We start from the raw sequence: 16,584 nt of genomic DNA, 5'->3' as shown, positions 1-16,584 counted from the left end.
ACATCTGCCATGACCATCGCCGCCATCGATCCCCGCCAGGCCAAGACCCGTCTGCACGAACTCGTCGTCATCGACGTCCGCACCCCGGGCGAGTACGCCGGCGGGCACGTGCCCGGTGCCCTGAACATCCCGCTGGACCAGCTCGACCGGGCACTGCCCGACATCCGCGACGCCGCCGAGCGCGGAGAGGTCCTCGTGGTCTGCGCCTCGGGTGCCCGTTCCGAGAAGGCGTGCCTGCGGCTCGCCGAGAAGGGCATCCACACCGCGACGCTCGCGGGCGGCACCGGGGCCTGGGCCGCCCAGGGCCACGAACTGGACCGCCCGCTGGCATGCGACGTCAAGTCGGCCTGGAGCATGGACCGCCAGGTCCGCCTCACCGCCGGATCCCTCGTCCTGCTCGGCCTGGCCCTCGGCGAGTTCGTCCACCCGGGCTTCCGGCTGCTGTCCGCCGGCATCGCCGGAGGCCTGGTGTTCTCCGCCGTGACCAACACCTGCGGCATGGCCGCCATGCTCGGCAAGCTCCCCTACAACCGGCCCCGCAAGGCCGACCTGGACGCCGCGCTGGCACGCCTGCGCAGCCTCTGACCCGTACGACCGACGCGTACAACGGCACCAGAATATTTCGGATGCCGATGTAATATCGGAGCATGGACGCTCGTACGAGTCCCCACCCGCCCAGGAGCCGCCGCTGGCCCGCGCTGCTCGTCGCGGAGCGGCCCCGCCCCGAACGGATCCGGTCACGTCCTGACGCGTGGTGGCTCGCCGTGGGAACGGTCTGCTTCGGCGCCTTCATGGGTCAGCTCGACGCCAGCATCGTGACGCTGACCTACGGCGGCCTGGGCAGCGAGTTCCACACGTCGCTGGCAGCGGTGGAGTGGGTGTCGCTGGCCTATCTGCTGACTCTGGTGGCCCTGCTCGTGCCCGCCGGCCGGCTGTCGGACGCGCACGGCCGCAAGCTGCTGTACCTGTACGGCTTCGGGGTCTTCACCCTCGCCTCCGCGGCCTGCGGCCTCGCCCCCTCCCTCCTCGCACTCGTGGCGTTCCGTGTGGTCCAGGCGGCGGGGGCGGCGATGATGCAGGCCAACAGCGTGGCGCTGGTGACGACCAGCGCTCCGCGCGGGCGGATGCGCACCGCGCTGGGGGTTCAGGCCGCCGCGCAGGCGCTGGGGCTCGCGCTGGGGCCCACGGTGGGCGGGGTGCTGGTGTCCACGCTGGGTTGGCGCTGGGTGTTCGGCGTGAATGTGCCCATAGGGGTGATCGCGCTGGTCGGCGGGCACTACCTGCTGCCGCGGACCCGGGCCCGGACACGCGTCGCCCGCTTCGACTGGGCGGGGCTCGCCCTGCTGGCGGGAGCCACCACGAGCGCCCTGATGGGCGTCTCCGCGGCATCCGGGCTCGCCGTGCCCGGCTGGGGAGTGGCCGTGCTGTTCCTCGCGGCGGCCGTGGCGGGCTGGGGGTTCGTCCGCCGGCAGCGACGGACGGAGGCGCCGCTGCTGGATCTGGCCCTGCTGAGGGTACGGGCGGTGACGTTCGGGCTCATCGGGGCGCTGAGCGGGTACCTGGTGCTGTTCGGGCCGCTCGTGCTCGTGCCGGTCGTGCTCACCGCTCGGGGCACGTCCGAGCTGACCGCCGGGCTCGTTCTGACGGCGCTGCCGACCGGTTTCGCGCTCGCCGCGACCGGCGGTGACCGGCTCTTGCCGCGGAACCTCGCGGACCGAGGACGGTGCACGGCCGGTGCCGCCGTCTTCCTGTTCGCGCTGGCCGCCCTGCTCGTCGTCCCGCTGACCATCGCCTGGCTGGTGCCCGCGCTGGCCCTGACAGGGCTGGGGCTGGGGATGTTCACCCCGGCCAACAACGCCATGATCATGGGCGCCGTACCGGCGCGTTCCTCCGGCACCGGCGGCGGTCTCGTCAACATGACGCGCGGCCTGGGGACGGCTCTGGGCGTGGCCCTGGTGACACTCGCCCTGCACCTGGCGGGCAGCGCCGGGACGCAAGCGGGAGCCCGGTTGGCCGCCGCCGTCCTGGTGGCGGTCTCGGCGGTCGCAGTCGCTTCGGCACGGCTGTCCCCGGCGTCGTCACGCCAGTGAGAGGAAGAGCCTCTCCAGGCGATTGCGGATCTGCTCGGTGTCCTCGCCGTTCTTCCTGCCGGTGTCGATGTCGGTGACACACTGCTGCAGGCCGGTGGCGATGATCGCGAAACCCGCGCGGTCGAGGGCCCGTGACGCGGCGGCGAGCTGCGTGACGACGTCCTCGCAGTCGCGGCCCTCCTCGATCATCCGGATGACACCCGAGATCTGACCCTGCGCGCGACGCAGTCGGTTCAGTACGGATTTCAGGTCCGCGCCTTCAAGATCCAGTTCCACGACCCACTCCTCGCCCTCATACCCCGTGGGGTATGTTATCCGCCCTGATACCCAGCGGGGTATAACGGCTGCAACTCGTCCGGTGACGGATCTGTTCCGGGAGGTCACAGCCGCACGGCGCGGACCAGAGCGTCGAGGGCCGTGCGGGGGCCATCGGGGGTGGTCACCGGGCGCTCGGCGGTATCGGCTCGCACGATGTCGGCGTACGGCCGCCACACGGCGGCGACCTGCTCGGGGGTGTACAGGACACGGGGGTCCTGCGGCCCGCCGTGGCCCTGCCGGAGGTTGGCCGCGTCGTGACCGACGAGCAGCAGGGTCCCGCCCGGCCGGACGGCACGTGCGGCCTGCCGCAGCACATGCTCCATCTGCTGCCACGGCAGGTGGAGATAGGCGATGAGGGCCAGGCCGTACGTCGCCTCCGAGGCGGACCATGTGGTCAGGTCCGCGCGGAGGGTGCGCAGCCGTGCGCCGCGCCCGGCGGCCAGCCGGTCGGCTTTCTCCAGGGCCACGGCGGAGAAGTCCACGGCGTCCGCTTCCCACCCCAGCTCCGCCAGCCAGACCGCGTTGCGCCCCTCCCCGGCGGCCAGGTCCAGTGCCCGGCCCGCGGGCTCGAGGTCGGCCAGTTCCCGCTCGACGAACCGGTTGGGCTCCGCCGCCCACACGAGTTCGGCGCCGCGGTAACGCTCGTCCCATGCGCTTGCGTCCATGTGGTGCTCCTCGCGTCTGCTCTGCACGGACCCTCCGTGGCAGTGGGGCCGCTCGCCTCGCCGGACCGGCGCCGGGTGCCACCGCCGCACGGCGGACTTCGCCGGCCGTGGCCCGCGCCGGGGATGGTACTCGGCTCCGGCGCGGTGTCCGTGGTCGATCCACGCGCCGGTCGGGTGGAGCCGGCCCGGGCCCGGCGAAGCCCGGCCCGGGCGGACGGGGACGGCCGGTCAGAGGCGGCCGGTCAGCATGCCGTGCCAGTACACCGGTGGCAGCACGTACCGCTTGAACACCCACATGTCGCGCCGCTCCTTGAAGGTGTCGACGAGGGGGAAGGTGGGCGAGGGCTTCAGGTCGTAGTCGAACTCCGCGAGCAGCATCCGGTCGCGTGCGGTGACGAGCGGGCAGGACGTGTAGCCGTCGTAGCGCCGTGCCGGCTGCCGGCCGTTCATCACGTCGAGCACGTTGGCGGCCACGACCGGGGCCTGCTTGCGCACGGCCGCGCCGGTCTTGGACGTCGGCAGGTTCGCCACGTCACCCAGCGCGAAGACGTTCCCGTACTGCGGATGCCGCAGTGTGTGCTTGTCCGCGGCGACGAACCCCAGAGGACTCGCCGGGTCGGCGAGCGGGCTGCTCTTGACCCAGTCGGGCGCGCTCTGCGGCGGCACGGCGTGCAGCAGGTCGTAGCGGACGGTCTCCTTCGTGCCGCTCGCGTGGTCGGCGACGACCACCTCGCGCCGGTCGCCGTCCACGGCGGTCATCTCCGACCGCAGCCGCACCTCGATCCCGTACCGGGCGGCCACCTGCTCCAGGGTGCGCGCCCATTCGGGCACCTTGAACAGGACGGGATCGGGGATGACGAGGATGATCCGGATCCGGTCGAGCACCTTCTGCCTGCGCCAGTGATCGGCGGCCAGGTAGGCGATCTTCTGGGGTGCGCCGCCGCACTTGAGCGGCGTGGCGGGGTGAGTGAAGACGGCCGTGCCCGACCGCATCCCCTTGATCAGGTCCCAGGTACGAGGGGCGTACTCGGGCGCGTAGTTGCTGGTCACCCGGTCGTGTCCGACCGCTTCGGCGAGCCCGGGCACGGCGTCCCAGTCCAGTTGCAGTCCGGGCGCCATCACGAGGTGCTCGTAGGTGAGCTCCTCGCCTCCGGACAGCGTGACGGTGCGGGCGTCGGGGTCGACGGCGAGAGCGTGCCGGCGTATCCAGCGCACTCCGTCGGGAACCACGGAAGCCTCGGGCCGGCGGGTGCCGCGCAGGGACGCCTGGCCGCCGCCGACGAGGGTCCACAGGGGCTGGTACCAGTGGGTGTCGGAGGGTTCTACGAGGGTGATGTCGGTGACGCCGGCGCGGCGCAGTCGGGCGGCGACGCTGATTCCGGCGCTGCCGCCACCGACGATGGCGACGCGGTGCCGGCCGGCCGTCGAGCCGGGGCCGGCTTGGGGGCTGGCGACCATGATGGAAGTCCTTTCCGGCTGGTCAGGCACCTCTCCGATGCCTTCACAGATACCCCGGGGGGTTTATTGCCGTCGAGGCTACGGTGTCGCCCGAGACCGGGTCAAATACCTAGGGGGGTATTTGACTGAGAGGCAAAACGTCCGATTTTTCACCAGTCCTCGGTCGCCTCCTCTCCGCTGATCAATCCCACCGGGCAGAGAACACGCGCGCCGCCACGGCCGGCACCGGTCCGGCTGTGCGCGTCAACACTCCCACTCCGAGCGCCAGTTCGCCCTGTCCCGCACCAAGGGCGCCGGCGTGCCGTCAGAGAGGCCGGCAAAGAGCGAGCGGGTCCTCGGGCTGCGCCGGTCAGCCGCCGGGCGTCCCCGGCATCGCCTGCTCGGCCCAGATGACCTTGCCGTCCTTGGTGTAGCGCGTGCCCCAGCGCTCGGTGAACTGGGCCACGAGGAAGAGGCCGCGTCCGCCCTCGTCCGTGCTGGCCGCATAGCGCAGATGCGGCGAGGTGCTGCTGTGGTCGGAGACCTCGCAGATGAGCGCACGGTCGCGGATCAGCCGCGCCTTGATGGGCCCTGTGGCGTGGCGCATGGCGTTGGTGATCAGTTCGCTGCAGATCAGCTCCGTGGTGTACACGAGGTCCTCCAGCCCCCACTCCATGAGCCGGGCGGAGACGGCGGCGCGGACGCGGCGAACGGCGGCGGGGTCGCACTCGACGTCCCACTCGGTGACCTGCCCGGGCCCCAGCACCCGCGTACGGGCGACGAGCAGCGCGATGTCGTCGCTCCGGAGCTTCGGGGGCAGGGCGTCCAGCACGGCGTCGCAGGTCTCCTCGGGCGACTGGCCCACGCGCGCCAGCGTCTCGCGGAGCAGCCCGAGCCCGGTGTCGACGTCCAGGTCGCGGCGCTCGACGAGGCCGTCGGTGAACAGGACGAGCGTGCTGCCCTCGGGCAGTCGCAACTCGGCGCACTCGAAGGGCAGTCCGCCGATGCCGAGGGGTAGGCAGGACGGCACGTCCAGGAACTCCACCGTCCCGTCGGGGTGTACGAGCGCGGGCGCGGGGTGACCGGCGCTGGCGATGGCACAGTCGCCGGACACCGAGTCGTAGACCGCGTACAGGCAGGTGGCGCCGGTGACGGTGGTCTTGTCACCGGCCGCGATCGCGTCCTGGTCGATGAGCGCGACCAACTCGTCGAGATGGCTGAGGAGTTCGTCGGGCGGCAGGTCCAGGGGGGTGGAGAAGTTGTGCACGGCGGTGCGCAGCTGCCCCATGGTGGCTGCGGCATGCAGTCCGTGCCCGACGATGTCGCCCATGACCAGCGCCACCCGGGCGCCCGGGAGGGGGATGACGTCGAACCAGTCGCCGCCGACCGCCTGCGCGGGGAGGTAACGGGAAGCGACCTCGACGGCGTTCTGTTCGGGCAGCGCGCGGGGCAGCAGCCTCCGTTGCAGCGCCACGGCCAAGCCGTGCTCGCGGGTGTAGCGGCGTGCGTTGTCGAGTGACACGGCGGCTCGGGTGGCCAGCTCGGCCGCGAGGGAGAGATCGTCCTGATCGAAGGGCTCGGGCTTCTCCGAGCGCCAGAAGTGGACCATGCCCAGCAGCACGCCGCGGGCGGACAGCGGCGCGGTGATGAGCGAATGGATCCCGTAGTCGATGACCCGGGAGCCTCGCGCGGGGTCCAGGTCCACCTCCTGCCATTCCGCGGAATCACGCAGCTGAGGCACCAGGACCGCCACGCCGCTCTCGACGGCTCGGGCCTGTGGGGAGGACGGCGCGAAGGTCAGCAGGTCGCCCACGGCGAACAGGGGAGCGTCGTCGTGGATGCCGCTGACGGCCGCGCGCTGCATCCGCCTGCTGCCGGTGCCCGTGCCGTCCGTCACCAGTTCCTCGTCGCGCAGCACCGACTCGACCAGGTCGACGGTGACGTAGTCGGCGAAGCGCGGAACCGCGACCTGCGTCAGTTCCTCGGCGGTACGGGTCACATCGAGGGTGGTGCCGATGCCGCCGGTCGCGTCGTAGAGCAACTTCAGCCGCCACCGGACCAGCTCGACCCTCTGCGACGCCTCGCCGATCATCTCCATCACGTCATCGCTGCCTACCACCTCCTCTCCGGCCACCGCGGCGACCGCGAGCCGAGCGGACGCGGCGCCCACCGAACCGGCGAGCTGGGCTTCCGCGTGATGGACCAGCTCCGGCGGCGCTTCGGCTGCCAGTGAGCCGGGTCTCCCTCCAGGGAAGGAGCTCAACGCCCGCTGGGCGCCCTCCCGCCCGAGGAAGCGCTCCAGCAGGGTCTGCAGTTCCCCGACGGTGGCACGGACCTGCCAGCGCCGCTCCCGGACAGGCTCCTCGAGGATTTCGACGAACTGCACCGCCTGCGCCCGCTCGGCGGCGTCCGGTCGGTCCGCGAGGGAGACCGCGACATACCCGCCGAGATTCAGGAGTGCACTCCAGAACATCGCATGGCTGATCGGGTCCAGTCCCCCCAGGCCGAACAGCCGCTGTGGCCGGAGCAGCCCGACGCCCAGCGGGCCCTCCCGCAAGAAGGAAGCGGACAGCAACCCGGCATCGGCGAAGGTCGGCAGCACCAGGGTGTACGCCCACACGGCGAACCCCGCCACCAGGCCGACCAGCACGCCCCGGCGGGTACCACCCTTCCAGAACAGACCGCCCAGGATGGCGGGCGCGAACTGCGCCACGGCCGCGAACGACACCAGGCCGATCGACACCAATGCCGTCTGCTCGCCCGCGAGACGAAAGTACGCGTACCCGAGCAGCAGGATCAGCACGATGGTCGCCCGGCGAATGCCCAGCACCAGCCCGGCGAGGTTGTCCCGGTGCGCCAGCCGGGACCTGCTGCGCAGCAGCAGCGGCATCACGAGCGAGTTCGACACCATGGTGCTGAGCGCGGTCGTCTCGACGATGACCATGCTGGTGGCCGCGCTGAGGCCGCCGATGAAGACGAGCAGTGCGAGTGCCTGCTGGCCTCCGGCCATCGGCAGGGTCAGCACGTAGGTGTCGGCGTCGACGGCCTTCCCGAACCGCAGAAGCCCGCCGGCTGCGATCGGAAGCACGAAGATGCTGATCGCGAACAGGTACAGCGGGAACAGCCACATCGCCCGCTTGAGGTGCTTCTCGTCGACGTTCTCCACCACGCCGATCTGCCACTGCCGGGGCAGCAGCACGATCGCCAGCATGGACAGGACCGTGAGCCACACCCACATGCCGTAGCCGCCCTGCCCGCGCAGCGTGAACATCGTGGTGAGGCCGGCGTCCGCTGCCCGTGAGAACAGGTCGTGGAGCCCCCCGAACATCCAGAAGACCACGAAGATCCCGGCCGAGAGGAACGCCACGAGCTTGACCACGGACTCGAACGCGATGGCTGCGACCATGCCCTCGTGGCGTTCGGTGGCGTCCAGATGACGGGTGCCGAAGACGATGGTGAACGCGGCGAGCACCAGCGCCGCGTACAGCCCGGTGTCCTGGAACAGCGGGATGTGGCTCAGTTCGGGGGCGGAGGCCACCCGGGGGTGCCGCCGAATGATCGCAAAAGTGAGGGAGACCGCCTTGAGCTGCAGCGAGATGTAGGGAACCACCCCCACCACGGCAATGATCGTCACCAGACAGCCCAGCGCGGTGCTCTTGCCGTAGCGGGCGGAGACGAAGTCGGCCAGCGAGGTGACCCGGTGCCGGTGGCTTATCCGGATGATCCGGCGCAGCACCAGCCAGCCCAGGGCGAGCATGAGCGTCGGCCCCAGGTAGATCGGCAGGAAGCCGACTCCGGCCCGGGCGGCCCAGCCCACGCTGCCGTAGTACGTCCACGAGGTGGCGTACACGCCGAAGGACAGCGCGTAGATCGTGGCATTGTTGATGATGCTCCGACCGGCATCTGCCCGCCGGTCACCGTAGAAGGCCACCGCGAAGAGCAGGCCGAGGTACCCGGCCGAAACAGCGACGATGAACCAGGTCTGGAGCACGGCCTACCTCGATCTGCCGCCGATCACGGCGACCAGACCGATCACGATCGCCCAGACGAGAAACAGGTACGCCGCGAGAACGGGGACGCCGAAGACCTGGTCCAGGCGATCGAACCGCGCCAGGAACGGCGGAACGATCAGCACGAACCCCAGCGCCGCCACGACCGTCAGGCGCCGACTGAGCTGCTCGTCGTCTCGCGACTCCGCCATGAGCCGCCTCCACATCCTCAATGCCACGCTGTGTGATGTAAACCCGATGACCGATGTCATGCCATGGCGTCGATCGGCGCCGTGGGGGCGCGCACTCTGCTCAGTTCAACACGGCACCGGGACGCCCGCTACCTCGCCGAACCGTCGCACCCGCTGCGATGAAGCCGGTGTGAATCGTCGATCGTGTTCTCGTGCGCTGGAACGCGCAGGCCGTCTCCGGCTAGCCGGAGACGGCCTGCGTCCAGCCCTGGCTGACCGTCTTCCGCGCCTTCTCCAGTTGCGCGTCCGTCGGGAACCGCGGTGTTCCCTCGACTGTCGGCAGTCGTGCGGCGGCGGCGTTGTCGAGAGTGCCGTCCTGCCTCATCGCGTCCATGAGCACCGGGCGGGCATAGGCACGCAGCCGCAGGTTCTGGCCCTCCGGGCTGAAGAGATACTCCTGCCACAGGCGGGCAGCCGCCGGGTGCGGGGCGTTCTTGTTGACCGCCAGCGCGAAGTACTGGGCGAAGCTGCCGTCGAAGGGGATCGCGACCTGCCAGTGCACGCCCTTGTCGCGGAGCTGGTCCGCGTAGTGGAGGTTGATGTAGTCCCAGTTGATGCTGACGGGGGTCCGGCCGTCCTCGACCGCCGCCGAGTCGGAATGGACAGGGTTGAAGTTCCCTCTCCTCGCGAGCTCGGCGAAGAAGTCGAGACCGGGCTGGACGTTCCCGAACGACCCGTTGTTCGCCAGCGCGGCCGCGTAGACACCGGCGAAGGCGGTGGCCGACCGGGGCGGGTCGCCTTCGAGTGCGACCTTGCCCCTGTAGGCGGGCTTCAGCAGATCGGCGAAGGTCGCCGGACAGGGCTTGACCCGGTTGGCATCACAGCCGATGGAGATGTAGCCGCCGTAGTTGTTGTACCAGCGCGCCTTCGCGTCCTTCTGGTTGCCGGGGATCGAGCCGTAAGCGGCTACCTTGTACGGCGCGAGCAGATTCTGCGCCGCGGCTTTCCGTGCGAACGTGTCGCCCACGTCGATCACGTCGGGTGCCGTCGGCCGGTTCCCCCTCCGCTTCAGGGCATCGACCTCGTCCTCGCTGTGGCCCAGCGGATTCTCGTCCGTGACCTTGATCCCGTACTTCTTCTCGAAGCCGTTGATCAGAGCGCCGTAGTTCGCCCAGTCACCCGGCAGCGCGATCGTTCTGAGCGCGCCCTCCCGTTTGGCCGCGGTGACGAGTGCGGGCATGCCGCCCATGTTCTCGGCGGACGTGGCCACTGACGGTTTCGCCACTTCGGCGGGCGGTGTGCTCTCGCAAGCGCTCAGGCCCAGTGCCACGAGAGCGAAGCAGCCGAAGACCGCGGCTCCACGAGCACAGGCTGTAGTCACGACTGCTCCCGGACGTGGGGGAACGTGGTCACCTCGACCGGCAGCCTCACCCGTGGGTCCGCGGGGGCGAACCTCCCACCGCGCGTCCCGGTTCCCTCGGGCCCGCTGTGCCGACGAAGCGGTCATCGAGGCCAGCGTACCCGGCCGCCTCGACGGCAGGACGTCGCTCGGGAAGCCTGCGATCAGGGTTCTTCCCCGGCTGGACGCGCCTTCCGCGCGCCCGTGCACGCCGCTCTCACACGGCCGTGTCGTCCCATTGGTCCAGCAGGATCTCGCCGAGGTCGTCCGCCTCCGGCGCGGCGGCGTGGTGCAGGGACTGTTCGGCCCAGATGACCTTGCCCGTGGATGTGTAGCGGGTCCCCCAGCGTTCGGCGAAGCGGGCTACCAGGAACAGTCCGCGGCCGCCTTCGTCGGTGACCTTCGCCCGGCGCAGCCGCGGCGAGGTGCTGCTGCCGTCGGAGACCTCGATGATCAGGGTGCCCCCGGCGGAGTCGTTCTTCGGCACCCTGCGCAGCAGCCGGACGGCGATGGGCTCGGCGGCGTAGCGGATGGCGTTGGTGATCAGCTCGCTGAGGATGAGTTCGGCGGTGAAGGCGACGTGCTCCAGCCCCCACTCCGTCAGCCGGCGGGAGCAGGCGGCGCGCACCGGGCCCACAGCCGCCGGGTCACGGGGCACGTCCCACTCGGCGACCTCCTCCGGTCCGAGCCGGCACGTGCGGGCCACCAGCAGCGCGACGTCGTCCCTGGGGCGGTCGGACAGCATGGCCTCCACCACCGTCGCGCAGGTGGCCTCCGGCGTGCGGTCGGGCCCTGTCAGAGCATCGCGCAGGGCCTCCAGACCGGCGTCCAGGTCTCGGGTGCGGTCCTCGATCAGTCCGTCGGTGTACAGCACCAGCCGGGAACCCTCGGGCACGGTGAGCTCGGCGGTCTCCACAGGCAGGCCGGCGCCGAGTCCCAGTGGCGGGGAGACGGGCAGCGAGGGGAAGTCGACGGTCCCGTCGGACCGGACCACCGCCGGTCCCGGATGACCCGCGGTCGCGATGCTCAGCCGCCCGGTGACGGGGTCGTAGACGGCGTACTGGCAGGTCGCCCCGCTGATCATCGCCTGCCCGTCCTCCGCGGCGACGGCCTCCTCGGCGTCGATCTGCGCCACCAGTTCGTCCAGTCGGCCCAGCAGCTCCTCCACGGGCATGTCGAGGCTGGCGAAGTTGTGCACGGCGGTACGCAGCCGGCCCATGGTCGCCGCGGCGTGCAGACCGTGGCCGACGACATCGCCTACGACCAGGGCCACGCGGTTGCCGGACAGCGGGATGACGTCGAACCAGTCCCCGCCCACCCCGGCCTGGGCCGGCAGGTACCGGTAGGCCACGTCGAGGACGGACAGCTCGGGCAGCGCGCGTGGCAGCAGGCTGTGCTGCAGGGTGACAGCCATGGCGTGTTCGCGGGTGTAGCGGCGGGCGTTGTCGATGCACACCGCTGCCCGTGCGGCCAGTTCCTCGGCGAAGGACACGTCCTCGTCCTCGAACGGCGGGGAGCCCTTCGCGCGCCAGAATTCGACCACTCCCAGCACCACGCCGCGGGCTCGCAACGGAACCACGAGCAGGGAGTGGATGCCGTGATCGAGGATCCGGCGGGCACGGTCGGGCTGCTGGGCCTGCCAGTCGTGGGAGGCGCTCAGGTCCCTGATCACGACCGGTCGGGCCTCGGCCATCGCCGTGGAGACGGGGTGGGCCGGGCCGAACCGGATCAGGTCGCGGACGTGGTGGAGCGGATGGCCCGCGCCGGGACCGGCGACGGCGGTGTGGCGCAGCTCCGTGATCCCGGCGGTCGCACCGGTGGACTCCTCGCCGCGCAGGACCGGGTCCAGGAGATCGACGGTGACGATGTCGGCGAACCGGGTCACCGCCACCTCGGCCAGTTCCTCGGCCGTACGCTTCACGTCGAGCGTGGTGCCGATCCGCGTCCCGGCGTCGTAGAGCGACTGCAGTCGTTCGCGCGCCACCTCCGCCCGGCCGGAGAGGGCCCGCAGCTCGGTGGTGTCCCGGAGCGTCACCACGCTGCTGACCGGTCCGTGCGGTGCGGTGAGTCGCTTGCTGACCGCGAGCAGCCGGTCGGCCGCCAGGCACACCTCGTCGGTGGCGGGGCGGTCGGAGGCCAGCAGTCCGGTGAGGTCCTCCTCCAGTCCCAGATCGCAGACACGTCGCCCTTCCGCGTCCGCCGGCAGGTGCAGGAGCCGTCGTGCCTCGTCGTTGGCCAGCAGCAGCCGGCTGTCACCGCCGACGATCAGCACTCCTTCCCGCACCGCGTGCAGCACCGCGTCGTGGTGCTCGTACATCCGGGTCATCTCCGTCGGGCCCAGGCCATGGGTCTGCCGCCGCAACCTCCGGCTGACCAGGCCCGACCCGCCTGCGGCGACCACCACGGCCGCGGCGGCGCCGCCGAGGAGGACCGGCAGCTGCCGGTCCACCCTGTGCTGCACCGTCTCGACCGTGACGGGCACGGAGACGATGGCGATGACCGAGCCGTCGGGCCCCCTGACGGGAACGGCCGAGATCACGGAGAGTCCCAGTGAGCCCTTGAACGTGCTCGTGAACGGCTTTCCCGTCGCCGCCGCGGCGTAAGGCCCGATGACGCGCTTCCCGATCTGACGCGGGTCGCTGTGGGCGAGGGTGATCCCGTTCAGCCCGTACACGATGACGGCGTCGACGCCTGCGGCCTTCCGGGCCGCCACGGCGTGTGGCTGCAGCGCCGCGGTCGGGTGCGCGCTGTCCAGTGCCGCGACGATTCCCGGGGAGTTCGCGAACGTCTGTGCGGCGGTGAGCGTCCGGTGGCGGGCGTCGGCCATGACGTCACGTCGAGCCTGCACCACGAGCGCCACCAGGGCGGCGGCGACGAGCAGCATCACGACCGCCAGCTGGAGCAGGAAGACCTGCCCGGCGAGGCTGTGCACGCTCAGCAGTGACCCCGACCGCCTCGCGCCTCCTCCCCGAGGGGGCCGACCGGGCCGATGCGTCCGCATCGACGCATCGGGCATCCCTCGCCCGGATTGATCTGAAACTCCGCTCATATCCCCTTTCTATCGTTTCTGGATGGCCGACCACGAGGCGACCACGATCTCCCGCACCTGTCCGTCCCGCTTCCGCAGCGGCCGGCCGGTGACGTGGCTCTTGCGGCCGTGCTCGCGCAGCTGGGTCGGTGTGAGCACGGCAACAGCAGGCGGCGACTGCCCGAACGCGCCCGTCGTTGTCAGTCTCCGAGGACCGCCCTTGACCTGCAAGAGCAGGCAGCGTTTGGGTGTTTTCACAGCTCAGAGCGCTGATCGCCGCCTCCAGGTCGGCAAACGGTCAGCATCAGGCCGGACGGTTTCCGGTGTGCTGACCCGCGCCCGCGGCAGGTATCGACTGCCCCGCCCGACGCCCTGCTTCCGCGCCCTGAAAGCCATCCTGCAGGACGCCTACGGCAAAGGCGCCATGGCACTCGACCCTGTGAAGGCAGTGCCGTAACCGGAGTACGTCCGCCAGAAGGTGGTCATCCCGCCCCTCGCCCACCTCAGGAAGGCGCTCACTACCGCTGATGAGTATCTCGCTCGAGATCGGCATGATGGTGGGTTGCCGCCGCCGTGCTGGGCGTGGCTGTACCAGCACTGTGTCCGTGGCCCCAGGAGTTGCTGCGCCCCGTCGGGCCGGTGTGCGGTCAGGAAAGCCCCGACGCCCGAAGCATCGCCTGCAGTGTCTCGTCGTCGATGCGGTGGCCCAGCCGTTCCAGGACCGCGGCTCCCTGGCGCAGGGTGCCGCGTTCCAGGGAGCGGCGGACGCCGGTGTCGAGTTCGTGCCAGAGCAGGGGGTTGGCGGCGAGGACGCGGGGGTCGAGTTCCAGGCGGTGGCCGTGTACGTCGCGCAGGACCAGGTGGGAGGAGACGCCGTCGTACTGCCGTACGGCGGTCAGCGCGTCCGTGCGGACCACGCGTCGGCGCCAGGGCGTGCGCACGGCGAGCCAGCCCGGGCCGGCGCTCACCCGCTGGGGGAGCAGCACGGCGCACACCGTGGCCGACAGGGCGATCCAGAGCAGGGCCCTCAGGGGTGTCAGGCCTCCCGCGTCCCAGTCGACCAGCAGACTCAGGGCGCAGAACAGCAGAGCGCAGCTCACAGCGAGCCGGGCGCTGCCACGCCAGTGGCGGTCGCCGGCAAGGGCCGTCGGACCGCTCCGTCGCATGACACCGACGCTAGGCGGCCGCACTGGTGGCGGCGACCGCTGCTTACGGACCCCTAGCGCCGCACGGGCGCATCTTGACGGGATCCTGACCTGGTCGCCGCGAGCCGGCCCTCACGCGGTGTGGACGCGAGGTCGGCGGGCTCGGTTGTGCTCTGCCTCGCGCAGGACCTCGCGGGTGACCGGGGCGACCTCGCCCTGGCCGAAGAGGAAGAAGCGCAGGAAGTTGTTGAACGGGGTTCCTTCGGTCCACTCGAAGTAGATGTGTGGCGTGCAGCCCGTCATGTCCCGGGCGTGCAGGAGGAGGGCCGCCAGGGCGTTGGAGACGGAGGAGTGCTCCAGGGTCATGACACGGTAGCGGTCGTGCAGGACCTCGCCGCGCACGGTGAGGCCGGCCTCGAACTCGGACGGGTCGGTGATCGTGACCTCGACGAAGACGAAGTCCTCCGTGTCGGGAATGTCGTTGTCGGCGCGGATCTGCTCGATCTTGGCGCGGTACGCGGCCTTGTCACGCCGCCCGGGCTTGTTCGCGATGAAGCGGATGCGGCGGTGGGACATGTCCCGGATGAATCGTTCCGCCATGTCGTCCAGGTCGACATGGGTCACGCGCAGCTCGAAGGCGCGGGCCAGCCGGGACAGCAGCGAGACCAGCATGATGCCGACGATGAAACAGGCACCGATCTTCACGCCGTCCGGGCGCTCGATGACGTTGGCCACGGTCACGTAGAGCAGGACGGCCGAGACGACCGCGAACGCGACGGTCCAACCGCGCTGCGCGGCCCGGCGGGAGGCGATCGTCACCGCGATGGCCGCGGAGGACATCAGGACCAGCACGCCGGTGGCGTAGGCGCCCCCCTGTGCGTCGACGTTGGCGTCGAAGATCCAGGTGACCAGGAAGGCGATGAGGGTGAAGGTGATGACCATCGGGCGCACGGCGCGGGCCCAGTGCGGGGCCATGCCGTAGCGGGGCAGGTAGCGCGGCATGAGGTTGAGCAGGCCGGCCATGGCCGAGGCGCCGGCGAACCACAGGATCGCGATGGTGGAGAGATCGTAGACGGTGCCGAAGGCACCGCCGAGATACTGGTGGGCGAGGTAGGCCAGCGCGCGGCCGTTGGCCTGACCGCCGGTCTTGAACTCGTTGGCCGGGATCAGCACCGTGGTGATGAAGCTGGTCGTGATCAGGAAGACGCTCATGATCAGCGCCGCGGTCGTGAGCAGCTTCTTGGTGTCCCGGATCCGGCCGGTCGGCTTCTCCTCGGTGTCGCCGACGTCGCCGCGTACGTGCGGCATGACGGCGACGCCGGTCTCGAAGCCGGACAGGCCGAGCGCGAGCTTCGGGAAGACCAGCAGGGAGACGCCGATCATGGCGAAGACGTTGCCGTGCTGGGTGGTCAGGGCGCTGGTCCAGTCGGTGACGACGTGCTCGGCGGTGAGCACGTGCCAGAAGCCGACGACCACGACCACGGCGTTCAGCGCGAGATAGACGACGACCAGGGCGACCGCGACGCCGATCGCTTCCAGGAATCCCTTGAGGAACACCGCGCCCAGCAGAGCCACCAGCGCAAGCGTGATCATCATCTGCCGGCCGTGCAGCAGGTCTGTCAGGTGCGGGTTCTCGATCAGGTGGGTGGAGGCGTCGGCCGCCGACAGGGTGATGGTGATCAGGAAGTCGGTGGCGGCGAAGCCCAGCAGGGTGAGGACGAACAGCTTGCCCTTCCAGAAGGACAGCAGCCGCTCCAGCATCGCGATGGAGCCCTCTCCGTGCGGGCTCTCCTCGGCCACCCTGCGGTAGACCGGCAGGGCACCCGCCAAGGTGACGACGACGAGGACGAGCGTGGCGACCGGGGACAGCAGACCGGCCGCGAGGGCGGCGATGCCGGGCTGGTAGCCGAGGGTGGAGAAGTAGTCGACACCTGTCAGGCACATCACGCGGTACCAGCGCTGGCCCTTGTGGGGTGCCTCCGCCTCGGCGTACGGCCCCTGCTGGTGCCCTGCCATGTCGGACAGGCCCTCCAGCATCCACGTCCGCAGTCGGCTCGGCGGCGATTGTTCGGTGGTGGCCATCGACGTGCTCTCCTGACGTGCGGCTCAGCGTGGGGTTCCGGCCATCACGCGGACGGTGACACCAGCCTATGGAGAGAGTGACGCACGGGCCCGTGGGCGATTTCACCGAGCGCGTCAAGCCTGCGTTAAGACCGGCCGCGTGAGTGACGGCTGCACATCAGGATCAAGAGGCGTCCATTGCCGGGGCGCGGATCGGGCTGTAGGGGGCACGCAGACCAGAGCGTGGGGCAGGCCACGTCA

General features: G+C 70.7%; 12 protein-coding genes. 2 read left to right on the top strand and 10 right to left on the bottom strand.

Features of this window, described 5'->3' with window-relative positions:
* The first annotated feature begins 9 nt into the window (after positions 1-9).
* Positions 10-585 carry a rhodanese-like domain-containing protein gene (locus AQJ66_RS22490; protein ID WP_061925205.1) on the top strand — a complete coding sequence of 192 codons (576 nt, stop codon included), beginning with the start codon at positions 10-12 and terminating at the stop codon, positions 583-585.
* A 62-nt stretch (positions 586-647) separates the two neighbouring features.
* Positions 648-2,090, top strand: a complete 1,443-nt coding sequence (locus AQJ66_RS22485; RefSeq protein WP_061925202.1) for an MFS transporter — start codon at positions 648-650, stop codon at positions 2,088-2,090.
* On the opposite strand, the gene AQJ66_RS22480 is transcribed toward AQJ66_RS22485, so the two are convergent.
* The 10 genes from AQJ66_RS22480 to AQJ66_RS22440 all read right to left on the bottom strand — a co-directional run bounded on the left by AQJ66_RS22480 (position 2,079) and on the right by AQJ66_RS22440 (position 16,344).
* Complete coding sequence (locus AQJ66_RS22480) at positions 2,079-2,366, bottom strand: metal-sensitive transcriptional regulator (protein WP_061925200.1); 288 nt, start codon at positions 2,364-2,366, stop codon at positions 2,079-2,081. The genes AQJ66_RS22485 and AQJ66_RS22480 overlap by 12 nt on opposite strands.
* A gap of 104 nt (positions 2,367-2,470) precedes the next feature.
* Complete coding sequence (locus AQJ66_RS22475) at positions 2,471-3,073, bottom strand: class I SAM-dependent methyltransferase (protein ID WP_061925197.1); 603 nt, start codon at positions 3,071-3,073, stop codon at positions 2,471-2,473.
* Between the two features lie 228 nt (positions 3,074-3,301).
* On the bottom strand, positions 3,302-4,531 hold the full coding sequence (locus AQJ66_RS22470) for an NAD(P)/FAD-dependent oxidoreductase (protein WP_061925194.1): 1,230 nt from the start codon (positions 4,529-4,531) through the stop codon (positions 3,302-3,304).
* A 349-nt stretch (positions 4,532-4,880) separates the two neighbouring features.
* Entirely contained in the window at positions 4,881-8,501 is a 3,621-nt protein-coding gene (locus AQJ66_RS40985) for a SpoIIE family protein phosphatase (RefSeq protein ID WP_061925191.1), read from the bottom strand.
* A 3-nt stretch (positions 8,502-8,504) separates the two neighbouring features.
* On the bottom strand, positions 8,505-8,711 hold the full coding sequence (locus AQJ66_RS22460; protein ID WP_061925188.1) for a hypothetical protein: 207 nt from the start codon (positions 8,709-8,711) through the stop codon (positions 8,505-8,507).
* 220 nt (positions 8,712-8,931) lie between these two features.
* Complete coding sequence (locus tag AQJ66_RS22455; protein ID WP_061925185.1) at positions 8,932-10,071, bottom strand: ABC transporter substrate-binding protein; 1,140 nt, start codon at positions 10,069-10,071, stop codon at positions 8,932-8,934.
* A gap of 235 nt (positions 10,072-10,306) precedes the next feature.
* Positions 10,307-13,105 carry a SpoIIE family protein phosphatase gene (locus AQJ66_RS22450; RefSeq protein WP_079060351.1) on the bottom strand — a complete coding sequence of 933 codons (2,799 nt, stop codon included), beginning with the start codon at positions 13,103-13,105 and terminating at the stop codon, positions 10,307-10,309.
* A 42-nt stretch (positions 13,106-13,147) separates the two neighbouring features.
* A complete protein-coding gene (locus AQJ66_RS40665) occupies positions 13,148-13,276 on the bottom strand; it encodes a hypothetical protein (protein ID WP_279617333.1) in 129 nt (42 codons plus the stop codon).
* A gap of 488 nt (positions 13,277-13,764) precedes the next feature.
* The gene (locus AQJ66_RS22445; RefSeq protein ID WP_061925182.1) at positions 13,765-14,283 is read right to left on the bottom strand and encodes a hypothetical protein; all 519 of its coding nucleotides are present in this window, start codon (positions 14,281-14,283) and stop codon (positions 13,765-13,767) included.
* 111 nt (positions 14,284-14,394) lie between these two features.
* On the bottom strand, positions 14,395-16,344 hold the full coding sequence (locus AQJ66_RS22440) for an APC family permease (protein WP_061925179.1): 1,950 nt from the start codon (positions 16,342-16,344) through the stop codon (positions 14,395-14,397).
* Positions 16,345-16,584: the final 240 nt, after the last annotated feature.

Source organism: Streptomyces bungoensis (genome assembly GCF_001514215.1).
Classification (GTDB): Bacteria; Actinomycetota; Actinomycetes; order Streptomycetales; family Streptomycetaceae; genus Streptomyces; species Streptomyces bungoensis.
Note: the sequence above shows the minus strand (reverse complement) of the source record. Positions and strands in the feature narration are given on the sequence as shown.